General features: G+C 69.0%; 11 protein-coding genes and 2 pseudogenes. 6 read left to right on the top strand and 7 right to left on the bottom strand.

The genetic code is table 11. The annotated features are described in order from the left end of the window. Positions 1 to 128: 128 nt before the first annotated feature. Together G6N16_RS07690 and G6N16_RS07685 are read right to left on the bottom strand one after the other, a co-directional pair. Positions 129 to 959 (bottom strand): class I SAM-dependent methyltransferase, encoded by an 831-nt coding sequence (locus tag G6N16_RS07690; RefSeq protein ID WP_163787819.1) that lies wholly within the window; start codon positions 957 to 959, stop codon positions 129 to 131. After that, a pseudogene (locus G6N16_RS07685) lies at positions 956 to 1,719 on the bottom strand (pseudouridine synthase); the annotation flags it as partial. The gene G6N16_RS07690 and the pseudogene G6N16_RS07685, both read right to left, overlap by 4 nt. A gap of 38 nt (positions 1,720 to 1,757) precedes the next feature. Between G6N16_RS07685 and G6N16_RS07680 the strand changes: the two are divergent. The 3 genes and pseudogenes from G6N16_RS07680 (at position 1,758) to G6N16_RS07670 (ending at position 3,747) form a co-directional block, all read left to right on the top strand. Further along, entirely contained in the window at positions 1,758 to 2,396 is a 639-nt protein-coding gene (locus G6N16_RS07680; protein ID WP_083031074.1) for a TetR/AcrR family transcriptional regulator, read from the top strand. A 24-nt stretch (positions 2,397 to 2,420) separates the two neighbouring features. Next, positions 2,421 to 2,891 carry a nitroreductase family deazaflavin-dependent oxidoreductase gene (locus G6N16_RS07675; RefSeq protein ID WP_083031075.1) on the top strand — a complete coding sequence of 157 codons (471 nt, stop codon included), beginning with the start codon at positions 2,421 to 2,423 and terminating at the stop codon, positions 2,889 to 2,891. Beyond that, a pseudogene (locus tag G6N16_RS07670) lies at positions 2,892 to 3,747 on the top strand (amidohydrolase family protein). Positions 3,748 to 3,894: 147 nt separating this feature from the next. Here the strand turns inward: G6N16_RS07670 and G6N16_RS07665 are convergent. Genes G6N16_RS07665 through G6N16_RS07655 form a run of 3 tightly spaced genes read right to left on the bottom strand, consistent with a single transcriptional unit; the run spans position 3,895 to position 7,972 of the window. After that, a complete protein-coding gene (locus G6N16_RS07665; protein WP_083031077.1) occupies positions 3,895 to 4,785 on the bottom strand; it encodes a pseudouridine synthase in 891 nt (296 codons plus the stop codon). Continuing rightward, positions 4,782 to 6,518: a glycerol-3-phosphate dehydrogenase/oxidase gene (locus tag G6N16_RS07660; RefSeq protein ID WP_083031078.1), complete on the bottom strand. Its 1,737-nt coding sequence runs from the start codon at positions 6,516 to 6,518 to the stop codon at positions 4,782 to 4,784. The genes G6N16_RS07665 and G6N16_RS07660 overlap by 4 nt, the downstream gene beginning before the upstream one ends. Positions 6,519 to 6,556: 38 nt before the next feature. After that, positions 6,557 to 7,972, bottom strand: a complete 1,416-nt coding sequence (locus G6N16_RS07655) for an NAD(P)H-quinone dehydrogenase (RefSeq protein ID WP_083031080.1) — start codon at positions 7,970 to 7,972, stop codon at positions 6,557 to 6,559. Between the two features lie 74 nt (positions 7,973 to 8,046). Here G6N16_RS07655 and G6N16_RS07650 point away from each other — a divergent pair, with 74 nt between their 5' ends. Next, on the top strand, positions 8,047 to 8,523 hold the full coding sequence (locus tag G6N16_RS07650) for a gamma-glutamylcyclotransferase family protein (RefSeq protein ID WP_083031081.1): 477 nt from the start codon (positions 8,047 to 8,049) through the stop codon (positions 8,521 to 8,523). Positions 8,524 to 8,575: 52 nt separating this feature from the next. On the opposite strand, the gene G6N16_RS07645 is transcribed toward G6N16_RS07650, so the two are convergent. After that, positions 8,576 to 9,748, bottom strand: a complete 1,173-nt coding sequence (locus G6N16_RS07645) for a M20 family metallopeptidase (RefSeq protein ID WP_083031141.1) — start codon at positions 9,746 to 9,748, stop codon at positions 8,576 to 8,578. A gap of 176 nt (positions 9,749 to 9,924) precedes the next feature. On the opposite strand from G6N16_RS07645, the gene G6N16_RS07640 reads away from it, so the two are divergent. Next, complete coding sequence (locus G6N16_RS07640) at positions 9,925 to 10,722, top strand: purine-nucleoside phosphorylase (RefSeq protein WP_083031083.1); 798 nt, start codon at positions 9,925 to 9,927, stop codon at positions 10,720 to 10,722. Between the two features lie 12 nt (positions 10,723 to 10,734). Here G6N16_RS07640 and upp read toward each other — a convergent pair whose 3' ends face one another. Beyond that, positions 10,735 to 11,370, bottom strand: coding sequence for a uracil phosphoribosyltransferase (upp, locus tag G6N16_RS07635; protein ID WP_083031084.1), 636 nt, complete (start codon positions 11,368 to 11,370; stop codon positions 10,735 to 10,737). Positions 11,371 to 11,426: 56 nt separating this feature from the next. Between upp and G6N16_RS07630 the strand changes: the two genes are divergently transcribed. Continuing rightward, positions 11,427 to 12,674 (top strand): SatS C-terminal domain-containing protein, encoded by a 1,248-nt coding sequence (locus G6N16_RS07630; protein ID WP_083031086.1) that lies wholly within the window; start codon positions 11,427 to 11,429, stop codon positions 12,672 to 12,674. Positions 12,675 to 12,720 lie beyond the last annotated feature (46 nt).

Below are 12,720 nucleotides of genomic sequence, written 5' to 3'. Positions count from 1 at the left end.
GTCCGACAACTGTCTGAGCTGTGCAAACGCGGCAGTTTGACGTCCAGCGACCTCGGTTCGTCGAGCCGACCGACAGGTGACCATCAGTCATTCATGACGACAAAAGTGGCGACGCCCGAGCCGTCCGGCTACGTGCTGGTCGGTGCCGCGTAGGTCCGCAGCACCATCGCACGACGGCCTGGGCCGAACGCATCGACAGCGCCGATGACAGCGCCCAGCGCTCCGCCAGTTGCGTTTCGCGCCAGCGACACCAAAGACTGTTCGTCCACCAGCGCCACGCCCTTATGCCGGCCGATCACAAGGTCGAGGTCGTTGGTGGTGGAAGTGAATTTGGTTCCTGCATCACGGAAGTTGTTTTGCCACTGACTGATTCGCCGCACCCAGGGCGCCACCGTATCGAAAACGAGCATCTGGGTACCGACGGCGCGGTGCGTGAGAGCGGCGTCAATCAGCATCCTTAGGCCGTTGGGTGACAGATACATCAGCAGCCCTTCCCCCACCACCAGCGTCGGACGGCCGGCGGGCACCGCCGACCACCATCCTGGGTCGGTCACCGACGCCGCCAGCAGGCTCACGCCGTCGCGCTCGGGGACGAGTCTGCGACGTAGCTCCATGACCGGCTGCTGATCGAGTTCGAACCACCTCACCCCCGGCCCGGGATCGATACGCAGCACACGACTATCCAGCCCGCAGCCCAGATGCAGAACAACCGCGTCGGGATGAGCGACGAGAAATGACTTCACCACATCGTCAATGGCCTTGGCGCGGCTGACGATCACCGGTAGGTTGCCAGCCAGTTTGTCCAGGCGACTGAAGTCGTAGTCGATACGCTCCAGCAGCGGGCCAGCGTACGGATCCCCCAGGATGGGGTACGGCGAGCGCGCATCCAGGGCATGCAAGTACAGCGTCATGAGCATGGTTTCCTGCTCGCGCTGCAGTCGAACGCGTTCCAGCGTCACCGGGACCACCAACCTTTTCCTGCTGACGACATTCCCTCCCCCGAGCTCCGGCGACTCAGGAACCGCCGGCATTTACCGGTGAGCGGATCGTCAAACTCCAGTGTGCGCGCCAGAAGCTGCAGCGGCGTGGAGAAGTCGTCAGGAGTCACGTCGGTCACCGCCGGGTACAACGGATCCCCGTGGATCGGCAGGCCCAGCGACGCCATGTGCACCCGCAGCTGATGGGTCCGCCCGGTGCGCGGGGTCAGCCGGTAGAGCCCGTCGCCGAGGTGCTCCACGAACGTCTCGGTGTTGGGCTCGCCGGAAACTTCAAAAGCCGGTAACCGGCTGCGGTCCTTGATGATCCGGGAACGCAACGTCAAGGGAAACACCAGCGAGGAGTCCACCCCGGCGCGGGCCAGATACACCTTGCGCACCTCGCCGCGGGCGAACAGCGTCTGATACGCCCCGCGAACCTCCGGGCGGACGGTGAACAGCAGCACCCCGGCGGTCAACCGGTTCAGCCGGTGCGCGGGCGACAGCTCGGGCAGGTACAGCTCCCGGCGCAACCGGACCACGGCGGTCTGCACGACGTGTGATCCGCGGGGCACGGTGGCTAGAAAGTGCGGTTTGTCCACCACCAGGATTTTCTCGTCGCGGTAGATGATCGGGATGTCGCCCGGCACCTCGACCTCGTCGGGCAGATCGCGGTACAGGAAGACGTGCTCCCCTCCGGCAACAGGGTATCCACCGCGATCACCGCGCCGTCCCCAATCAGCACAGTTGCAGATGACTAAACAAATGTTTACATTGGTAAACATGCGTTTACCTCTCGGGGACGACCGGACGGCACGGGCCCGCATCCGCGACGAAGCGCTCCGCCTGTTCGCCGAACGGGGAACGGACGCCGTCACGATGCGTGATATCGCGGCGGCCGCCACCGTGTCACCGGCTCTGCTGGTGCGGCACTACGGGTCAAAAGACGGCCTGGTCGCGGCAGTCGACGATCACGTCGTGACGGTTCTGGAAGTGGTGATCGCAGCGATTACCCGGCAACCAGACGGCGTCAGCCCGGCCGCCGTGCCCGCCCTGCTTGAGGCCCTGGGCGCCCACCTGCCGTCTGATTCACCTGTGCCCGCCTACCTGAGCCGACTGCTGGCCGGCAGCAGCCCGGTCGGTTCGGCAGTGTTCGCCCGCCTCTTCGAGATCAGCAGGTCCGGACTGGACGCGATGGTCGAGGCCGGCGTGGCCGCCCCCGGCCAGGATACCGCGGTGCGCTCCGCGGTCCTGCTGGCCAACGACCTGGCGATGCTGACGCTGCGGCCCCGCCTGACCGAGGTGTTGGGCTTCGACCCGTTGTCGACAGACGGTATGAAACGTTGGGCCGCTGAGGTATTCACCATATATAGCGACGGACTCGGGTCCGCGGATAAACCCGCAGAGGATGTCCGCGGATAAACCGCAGAGGAAAAGGAGAAACCCATGACGGCGATCGGCGACCTCGGCGCTCGGCTGCTGCGAAACCGACGCCTAGTCCGCGCCCCGATCTGGCTCTTCCGAGCTCGCGCCGGAGCGCTGCTGGGCTCTCGCATGCTGATGCTCGAGCACGTCGGCCGCACGACGGGTCAACTGCGCTACGTGGTGCTGGAAGTCGTCGACCACCCGAGCGTCGACACCTACGTCGTAGCTTCGGGATTCGGTACGAAAGCCCAGTGGTTCCGGAACATCTGCGCCAACCCGAACGCCAGGGTGTGGGTCAAAAGCCACCGGCCCGCGGCAGCCGTTGCCCGGGTGCTGGATCAACCGGCTGCCGACCGCGCTCTCGACACGTTCAGGACACGTCATCCCAGGTACTGGGATCAGTTCAGGCATGTTGTCGAAGAGACACTTGGCCAGCCAATCGGCGACACCGACATCCCGTTGCCGATGGTCGAACTGCGGCTAGAGCGATAGATGACACCGACTATCGACGCGTGGGCGCAGCAGCCGAACGAAATGTTCATGAACCAGCCTTGGCTGGCCACCCTGCTGCGCTGGACCCGCCAGGACGGCCTGGGCGCTCTGCCCGTAGACGCCACGTTGAAGGCGATGGATGACGCCGCCATCGAGCGGGCTTTAATGTGCGCGTGGTCGAGCCCGCACGGCATGTTGATTACCAACGACGACGTCGCAGAGCTTGTGGCCCCGTCATCCAGACCGCTTTGTCGGCGTCGCGGCCGTGGATCTACGACAACCCGTCGCCGCGCTGAGGGAACTACGTCGAGCGGCCGATTTGGGCGTGGTTGCTCTGCGAATCGTTCCCTGGCTGTGGAACCTGCCGCCTGACGATCGGCGGTACTACCCGCTGTACGCCGAATGCGTCGAACTGGGCCTCCCCTTCTGCACCCAAATCGGTCACACCGGACCATTGTGTCCTTCCGAACCTGGTCGGCCGATCCCGTACCTCGACACCGTGCTGCTCGAGTTTCCCGATCTGGTGGTGGTCGGCGGCCACGTCGGCTATCCGTGGATCAACGAGGTGATTTCACTCGCCGACAAGTATCCGAACTTCTATGTCGACACCTCCGCCTATGCGGTGCATCGACTGCCAACGGCATTGGTCGAGTACATGCGCGGACGTGGCCGCACCCGGGTGCTGTTCGGCACGAACTGGCCCATGCTGGCCCCCGCCCGTTGCCTTGAGCGCCTCGACGAGATGAACTTCGATGCGGAGACTCAGAGCCTGTTTCTCGGTGGCAATGCCGCGCGGATTTTCGGGATCCAGGGAGCCCCGGCCGCAGACCCGTCGCGCAGTTCGCGCTCAATTTGATCGTGCGCCCACCTCGCCGGCGCTTCGCACGTCCACCGGATCGCCGCCGAGATTGACGCCCGAGCTCCTGGGACGCTGCGGAACAACCAAGGCGTGAATCTCAGTGAGCACGGACAGCCATGGCGTCGATCTCGATGAACGCGCCACTTATGCGGACGTCGGCGAGGCCCCGTCCAACACCCGCCCGCTGACGAACCGACGGCGCTCACCGGTCAGCGGGTCGTCGAACTCCAGTGTGCGCGACAAAAGTTGCAGCGGCGTGGAGAAGTCGTCGGGGGCGACGTCGATCACCTCCGGGTACAACGGATCCCCGAGGATCGGCAGACCCAGCGAGGACATGTGCACCCGCAGCTGGTGGGTCTGCCCAGTACGCGGGGTCAGCCGGTAGAGCCCGTCGCCGAGGTGCTCCGCGAATGTCTCGGCGTTGGGCTCCCCCGGCACTTCGAATGCTTGTAACCGGCTGCGCTCCTTGATGATCCGCGACCGCAGGGTCAGCGGAAAGTCCACCGCCGGATCCACACCGGCGCGGGCCAGATACACCTTGCGCACCTCGCCGCGGGCGAACAGCGTCTGATACACCCCCCGGATCTCGGGGCGCACGGTGAACAGCAGCACCCCCGCGGTCAACCGGTCCAGCCGGTGCGCGGGTGAGAGCTCGGGCAGATCCAACTCCCGCCGCAGGCGCACCAGAGCCGTCTGCACGACGTGCGATCCGCGCGGCATGGTGGCAAGAAAGTGCGGCTTGTCCACCACCAGGATGTCCGCGTCGCGGTGGAGTACCGGGAGGTCGAACGGCACCTCGACCTCGTCGGGCAGCTCCCGGTACAGGTAGACGACCTCCCCCTCCGGCAGCACGGTGTCGGCCGCAATCACCGTGCCGTCGGAAGAAAGCACCTCTCCGGAAAGGACTTTCGCGCCCGCCTCGCCGCCGAACCGTCGGGTCAGCTCGTCGTACACACATCCGCCGTGCAGCCGGACCCGCGCCGCGGACACCCCGTCGCGGTCGGGCAGCGGCGCGACCCGGCGCCGTCGCGTCACGAGTTCGGCAGCGGCACCGGCTCGAGGATCTCCGCGCGGGCCTCCGGTGCGGCGACCCGCAGCGCGTCGGCCGACTCGTCGTCGGGCTGGGTCTGGGACAGCACTTCGGCCTCCACCCGCGCCAGGTAGGTGGCGACCTCCCGGTCGACGTCGGCGTCGGTCCAGCCGAGGATCGGAGCGACGATCTCGGCAACCTCACGGGCGCAATCGATTCCGCGGTGCGGGTACTCGATGGCGATCCGCATCCGGCGGGCCAGGATGTCCTCCAGGTGCAGAGCGCCCTCGGCGGCGGCGGCGTAGGCGGCCTCCACCTTGAGGTACACCGGCGCCTCGGTGATCGGCTCCAGCAGCTCCGGGCGGCCGGCCGCCAGCTCCAGCACATCGGAGATCAGCGCGCCGTACCGGTCCAGCAGGTGCCGGACTCGGTAGGGGTGCAGGCCGAACGGTTCGCCCACATGCTGGGTCTGGTTGATCAGGGCGAAGTACCCGTCGGCGCCCAGCAGCGGCACCTTCTCGGTGATCGACGGGGCCACCCGGGTCGGCACGAACTGCGCGGCCATGTCGATCGCGTCGGCGGCCATCACCCGGTAGGTGGTGTACTTGCCGCCGGCGATGGCCACCAGGCCGGGCGCCGACACCGCCACCGCATGCTCGCGGGACAGCTTGGAGGTCTCGTCGCTCTCCCCGGCCAGCAGCGGCCGCAACCCGGCGTAGACCCCGTCGATGTCGTCGTGGGTCAGCGGGGTGGCCAGCACGGTGTTGACGTGGCCCAGGATGTAGTCGATATCGGCCTTGGTGGCCGCCGGGTGCGCCAGGTCCAAATTCCAGTCGGTGTCGGTGGTGCCGATGATCCAGTGCGTCCCCCACGGGATGACGAACAGCACGGATTTCTCGGTGCGCAGGATGATCGCCACCTCGCTGACGATCCGGTCCCGCGGCACCACGATGTGCACACCCTTGGACGCCCGCACCCGGAACCGCCCGCGCTGGTGCGACAGGGCCTGAATCTCGTCGGTCCACACCCCGGTGGCGTTGATGACGACGTGTCCGCGCGCCTCGGTGACCGCACCGTCCTCCGAGTCGCGCACCCGGACCCCGACCACCCGGTCGCCTTCCCGCAGCATCCCGATCACCTGGGTGGAGGTGCGGACGACGGCTCCGTAGTGCGCAGCGGTGCGGGCCACCGTCATGGTGTGCCGGGCGTCGTCGACAACGGTGTCGAAATACCGGATTCCGCCGACCAGCGAACTGCGCTTGAGCCCGGGGGCCAGCCGCAGCGCGCCCGCGCGGAACAGGTGCTTCTGTGCGGGCACCGACTTCGCGCCGCCGAGCTGGTCGTAGAGGAAGATCCCGGCGGCCACGTACGGGCGTTCCCACCAGCGCTGGGTCAGCGGGAACAGGAACGGCAGCGGTTTGACCAGGTGCGGCGCCAGCGTGGTCAGCGACAGTTCGCGTTCGTGCAGCGCCTCGCGGACCAGCCCGAACTCGAGTTGCTCCAGGTAGCGCAGACCGCCGTGGAACATCTTCGAGGAGCGGCTGGAGGTGCCCGAGGCCAGGTCGCGGGCCTCGACCAGGGCGACCTTGAGGCCGCGGGTGGCGGCATCCAGGGCGGCACCGGCGCCGACCACACCACCGCCGATGACGATGACGTCGAACTGTTCACCCGTCAGCCGGTCCCAGTTCTGCTTGCGCTGGGCCGGGTCGAGCACCGAGCTCGGAAGCGGGTCAGTCACCGTCGCACCCCTTGTTACTTGTTGGTACGACGAACAGGTTAGTCCAGATCGTCGTGCGCCATCAGGCGCCGAGCCGCTTCGATGATCGACCCGGACAGCGACGGGTACACCGACAGCGTCTGGGCGAGGTCGGCCACCGAGATCCGGTTCTGCACAGCCAGTGCGATCGGCAGGATCAACTCGGAGGCGATCGGGGCCACCACCACCCCGCCGATCACCACACCGGTGGCCGGGCGGCAGAAGATCTTGATGAAGCCGTGCCGCAGCAGGCTCATCTTGGCGCGGGCGTTGGTGGTCAGCGGCAGCATGATCGTCCGCGCGGGCACCGACCCGTCGTCGATGGAACGCTGCGGGATCCCGACCGCGGCGATCTCCGGCCGGGTGAAGGTGGCGGTGGCGACGGTGCGCAACCGAATCGGGCTGACCCCCTCGCCCAGCGCGTGGTACATGGCGATGCGGCCCTGCATGGCGGCGACCGAGGCCAGCGGCAGCAGCCCGGTGCAGTCCCCGGCGGCGTAGATGCCGGCGGCGACGGTCCGCGACACCCGGTCCACGGGGATGTGTCCGCTGGCCGCCAGCTCGATGCCGACCCGGTCCAGGCCCAGCCCGGCGGTGTTGGGGGTGGAGCCGATGCTCATCAGCGCGTGGCTGCCGTCGACCACCCGGCCGTCGGACAGCGTCACCCGCACCCCGGACTCGGTGCGGACCACCGAGTCGGCCCGGCCGTTCTTGACCAGGGTCACCCCGCGTTCGGCGAAGACCTGCTCGAGCGCCGCGGCGGCGTCGGCGTCCTCGTGCGGCAGGATCAGGTCACGGCTGGCCACCACGGTCACGTCGACGCCGAGCTCGGTGTAGGCGTTGCAGAATTCCGCGCCGGTGACCCCGGACCCGACGATCACCAGGTGCTCGGGCAGGTCCCGCAGGCTGTAGAGCTGGCGCCAGGTCAGGATCCGGTCGCCGTCGGGCAACGCGGCGGGCAGGATGCGGGGGCTTGCGCCGGTGGCGATCAGCACCACGTCGGCCTTGAGCACCCCGGACTGCCCCTCGGCGGTGGTGACCTTCACCCGGTGATGGGCCATCCCGGGGATGCTGTCGACGAGTTCGCCGCGGCCGCGCACGATCGTCACCCCGGCGTTGGTCAGCTGGGTGCCGATGTCCACCGACTGCGACACCGCCAGGGTCAACGCCCGCCGGTTGATCTGCGGCAGGGTGATCGGGGCGTCCTCGATGCCGATGTCGTAGCCCAGGCCCGCCGCGCGCCGCAGTTCGGTGCGTACCCCGGTGGAGGCGATGAACGCCTTGGACGGCACGCAGTCCCACAGCACGCAGGCGCCGCCCATGCCGTCGGAATCCACCACCGTGACCTGCACCTGTTCGGGCCCGCGGGCCGCGGCGACCAAGGCGGCCTCGTAGCCGGCCGGGCCACCGCCGATGATGACAATCCGGGTAAGCACGCGCCTAACTTAACCAACATCGGCCGCCCCGGCCCGGCAACGCGATATGCCCCCCGGCGTTTAAGATCACCAGCGTGCCGCTGTATGCCGCCTACGGGTCGAACATGTCCCCCGATCAGATGCGGGAGCGGGCACCGCATTCGCCGATGGCCGGTACCGGCTGGCTGCGCGGCTGGCGGCTGACCTTCGGCGGCGAGGACATCGGCTGGGAGGGCGCGCTGGCCACCGTCGTGCAGGATCCCAATTCCCAGGTGTTCGTGGTGCTGTTCGACGTGACCGCCGAGGACGAGAAGAGCCTGGACCGCTGGGAGGGCTCAGAGCTGGGGATTCACAAGAAGATCCGCTGCCGGGTGCATCGGGAGTCCTCGGACACCACCACCGATCCGGTGCTGGCCTGGCTGTATGTGGTCGACGCGTGGGAGGGCGGGCTGCCGTCGGCCCGCTATCTGGGGGTGATGGCCGACGCCGCCGAGGTCGCCGGCGCACCCGCGGACTACGTGCACGACATTCGCACCCGCGCCGCCAAGAACGTCGGCCCCGGGAGCAGCTAGAACCCGGCTCCGGTAGATGCCGCCGGGCCTCGACTTCGCAGAACTACACTGCTCAGTCGAACCCGGCGGACTGCTCCACCAGATTCGCCAGCACCCGCACGCCGATGCCCAGCGCCCGTTCGTCGATGTCGAAGTTCGGCTGGTGCAGGTCCAGCTGCGGACCGACCCCGCTCCACACGCCGAGTCGGGCCATCGCGCCGGGAATCTCCTCCAGGTACCAGGAGAAGTCCTCACCACCGCCGGACTGCCGGGTTTCGGCCAGCGCGTCGGGGCCGATGGCCTCGATGGCGTGGGTGAAGATCCGGGTGCTGATCTCGTCGTTGACCACCGGGGGCACCCCGCGGGTGTAGTGCAGGCGGTGCTCCAGGTTCAGCGGGGCCAGTAGCGCGGCGACGATCTCGGAGACCAGTTCCTCCATGTGTGCCCAGGCGGTCGGGCTGGCGGTGCGGACCGTGCCTGACAGGCTGCCGGTCTGCGGGATCGCGTTGGCGGCCTGGCCGGCGTTGACCGCACCCCACACCATGACCGTCGAGTCGCGCGGGTCGATGCGCCGCGACAGCACGCCGGGCAGCCCGGTGATCAGGGTGCCCAGTCCGTAGACCAGGTCACCGGTCAGGTGCGGGCGGGAGGTGTGCCCGCCGGGCGAGGTCAGGGTGACGGTCAGCCAGTCGGCGGCCGAGGTGATCGGGCCGGCGGTGATGGCCACCTTCCCGGCGGCCAGCCGCGGGTCGCAGTGCAGCGCGAAGATCCGCGACACCCCCGCCAGCGCCCCGGAGGCGACGACGTCCAGAGCGCCGCCGGGCATGAGTTCCTCGGCCGGCTGGAAGATCAACCGCACCGCGACCGGCAGGTCGGGCACCGAGGCCAGGGCCAATCCGGTGCCCAGCAGGATCGCGGTGTGCGCGTCGTGGCCGCAGGCGTGCGCCACGCCGGGCACCGTCGAGGAGAAGGGCAGACCGGTGTCCTCGGCCATCGGCAGCGCGTCCATGTCGGCGCGCAGCGCGATGCGGGTCCGAAATTGCGGCCCGATATCGCAGATCAGACCGGTGCCCCCGGGCAGCAGCTGCGGCGTCAGGCCCGCCTCGGTGAGTTTGTCGGCGACGAACGCGGTGGTGGCGGTTTCGGCGCGGCCGAGTTCGGGGTGGGCGTGGATATGCCGGCGCCAGGCGACCACGTCGTCGAAGTTGTGCGCCAGCCAGCTCTCGGCGCTGTCGGCCAGGCTCACCGCACCACCGGCCCACGGGCGGCGGCGGCGATCGGCATCCTGCGAGTATCCCACCCCGTGCTCAAAGGGGCGGTCCCGGTGTCGGTCCGGCTCCGCCGGCACTCGCTGCGCTCGCGCCATCTCCGCCTACCCTCGCCGAACCGCCCCGTATTTGAGGGGGATTAAGCTGCCCGGCCATGAGCACCGACCCGCTGGCGGTGGCCGAGGTCGCCGCGAATGTCATCGCCGAGCGCACCGGTTTCGCCCGTCACGACGTGGCGGTGGTGCTGGGCTCGGGCTGGGCGGCGGCCGCCGACGTGCTGGGCCCCGCCGACGTCGTCGCCGACATGGCCGAACTGCCCGGGTTCACCGCGCCGACGGCCGCCGGGCACGGCGGGCAGCTGCGTTCACTGGCCATCGCCGGTCACCGGGTGCTGGTGCTGCTGGGCCGCACCCACGCCTATGAGGGCCACGACCTGTCGGTCGTGGTGCACCCGGTGCGGGCGGCCTGTGCGGCTGGAGCCCGGACGGTGGTGCTGACCAACGCCGCCGGCGGTCTGCGCCCGGAGTACCGAGTGGGCGCTCCGGTGCTGATCGCCGACCACCTGAACCTGACGGCGCGGTCCCCGCTGGTCGGTGCGCAGTTCGTGGATCTGGTCGACGCGTACTCGCCGCGGCTGCGGGAGCTGGCCCGGCGGATCGATCCGGCGCTGGCCGAAGGTGTCTACGCAGGTCTGCCCGGCCCGCACTATGAGACGCCGGCGGAGATCCGGATGCTGCGGATCCTGGGGGCGGATCTGGTGGGCATGTCGACGGTGCACGAGACGATCGCCGCCCGGGCGGCCGGGGCCGAGGTGCTCGGGGTGTCGCTGGTGACGAACCTGGCGGCGGGGATGACCGGGGAGCCCCTGTCGCACGCCGAGGTGCTCGACGCCGGCCGGGACTCGGCCGCACGTCTCGGGGAGCTGCTGGCCGGAGTCATCGCCGAGCTGTAACCCGATCGGTGTTCAGCGGGGCCCGAACTGGCGGTCCCCCGCATCGCCGAGGCCCGGCACGATGAACTTGGCGTCGTTGAGGCCGTCGTCGATGACGGCGGTGACCAGCCGCAACCCGGGCAGCGAGTTCTCCTGGATCGCGGTCACCGCGGCAATGCCCTCCGGGGCGCACACCACACAGACCGCGGTGACATCGGTGGCGCCGCGTTCGGCCAATCGCCCCAGCGCGTCGGTCATCGACCCGCCGGTGGCCAGCATCGGGTCGAGCACCAGCACCGGGGTGCCGCTGAGGTCCTCGGGCAGCGAGACCAGGTATTCATGGGCGACGTGGGTGTGCTCGTCGCGGGCGACGCCGATGAACCCGGTGCGCGACTGCGGCAGCAGCACCTGTGCCGGGGCCAGCATGCCCAGACCGGCGCGCAGCACCGGGACCAGCAGCGGAGCCGCGGCCAGCCGGTGGCCGACGGTGCCCGAGACCGGGGTGGTCAGGGGGTAGGGGATGCGGTCGAGGTCGCGGGTGGCCTCGTAGATCAGCATCGTGGCGAGCTCGGCCAGCGCCGCGCGGAACGTCGCGTCGTCGGTGTTCTCGTCGCGCAGGGTGCTCAGCCGGACGGCGGCCAGCGGGTGGTCGATGACGCGGACATCCATGGCGACAGACCCTACGAGATCACCGGCCCGGCCGCGGCATCGTTATCCTGAGCCGCATGGCAGCTGACCTCGTTCCTATCCGGCTGAGCGTGACCGCCGGCGACCTGTTCACTCTCTGGGCTCCGCCGTGGCGTGATGCCGGCGACGAGTGGGAGGCGTTTCTGGGTCACGACGAGGCCCTGTACGCGTTCACCAGCGCCGCCGATCTGGCCGCGTTCGTGCGCTCCGGCGCCGAGAACGATCTGACCGACCATCCCGCCTGGGAGACGCTGAGGGGTGCGAACGCGCACTCGGTCAAGCCCGGGGAGGATCACCACTTCGATCTGATCGCGGTCGAGGAGCTCGCCGCCGGCAAGCCGTCGGAGGAGTCGGTGGCCCAGCTGGCCGCCGCGCTGTCGGTGGTGTCGGCCATCGGTTCGGTGTGCGAGCTGCCGGCGGTGACCAAGTTCTTCAACGGCAACCCGTCGCTGACCAGTCTGAACAACGGCGTGTCGGAGTTCGCCGGCCGGGCCGGCCGCAAGCGCTGGAATGCCCTGGGCACCATCATCGCCCGCAGCTGGGAGAAGGTGCTGGCGGCGCTAGAGGAGGTGCTGGAGACCCCGGAGGTCGACGAGAAGCTTTCCGCGGCGGCGGCCGAGGAGCTCGACGCCGATCCGCCGGCCACCGAGGACGATGATCTGGTCGAGGGCACCGAGCCGGACGCCGACGACGACGACGACGACGCTCCGGAGCGCCGCCGGGCGGCCGGTGACACCGCGGTGCTGGGCAGCGACGAGAAGTTCTGGGAGCGCGTCGGCATCGATCCGATCCAGATCATGACCGGCAACGGCAGCCTGTTCACGCTGCGCTGCTATTTCAACGACCGGCCGATCTTCCTGGGCCGCAACGGCCGGATCAGTGTGTTTCCCTCCGAGCGCGCCCTGGCCCGCTACCTGGCCGACGAGCACGATCACGATCTGTCCGATCTGGTCACCTACGACGACATCCGCACGGCCGCCACCGACGGTTCCCTCGATGTCCGGGTGACCGAGGAGAACATCTACGTGCTGACCGACCTGACCGACGACATCACCGACGACACCGTCGACCCCGATCACCTGGAGCTGGTCGTCGAGTTGCTGCGCGACGTGGGCGACTACTCCGAGGACGACGTCGTCGACAAGGCCCTCGACGCGGGCAAACCCTTCGGCGCCTTCGTCGCTCAGGTGCTCGACGGCACCGACGCCGATGTGTCCCACGCCGACGCCGCCTCGGCGTATGAATCCCTCCAGAGGTTCGTGGAGTCGCGACTGAGGCGGGAGTAAGCGAGCGCAGCGAGCCCCGCCGAAGGAGTCGACGACAACCACCACA

It is taken from the genome of Mycolicibacterium insubricum, assembly GCF_010731615.1.
In the GTDB taxonomy this organism is placed as follows: domain Bacteria; phylum Actinomycetota; class Actinomycetes; order Mycobacteriales; family Mycobacteriaceae; genus Mycobacterium; species Mycobacterium insubricum.
Note: the sequence above shows the minus strand (reverse complement) of the source record. Positions and strands in the feature narration are given on the sequence as shown.

What these genes read in the sequence shown, in the direction of transcription:
- upp (WP_083031084.1), bottom strand. Translation starts at nt 11,370, where the DNA reads ATGGATGTCCGCGTCATCGACCACCCGCTGGCCGCCGTCCGGCTGAGC.
- G6N16_RS07675 (WP_083031075.1), top strand. Translation starts at nt 2,421, where the DNA reads ATGACGGCGATCGGCGACCTCGGCGCTCGGCTGCTGCGAAACCGACGC.
- G6N16_RS07640 (WP_083031083.1), top strand. Translation starts at nt 9,925, where the DNA reads ATGAGCACCGACCCGCTGGCGGTGGCCGAGGTCGCCGCGAATGTCATC.
- G6N16_RS07630 (WP_083031086.1), top strand. Translation starts at nt 11,427, where the DNA reads ATGGCAGCTGACCTCGTTCCTATCCGGCTGAGCGTGACCGCCGGCGAC.
- G6N16_RS07680 (WP_083031074.1), top strand. Translation starts at nt 1,758, where the DNA reads ATGCGTTTACCTCTCGGGGACGACCGGACGGCACGGGCCCGCATCCGC.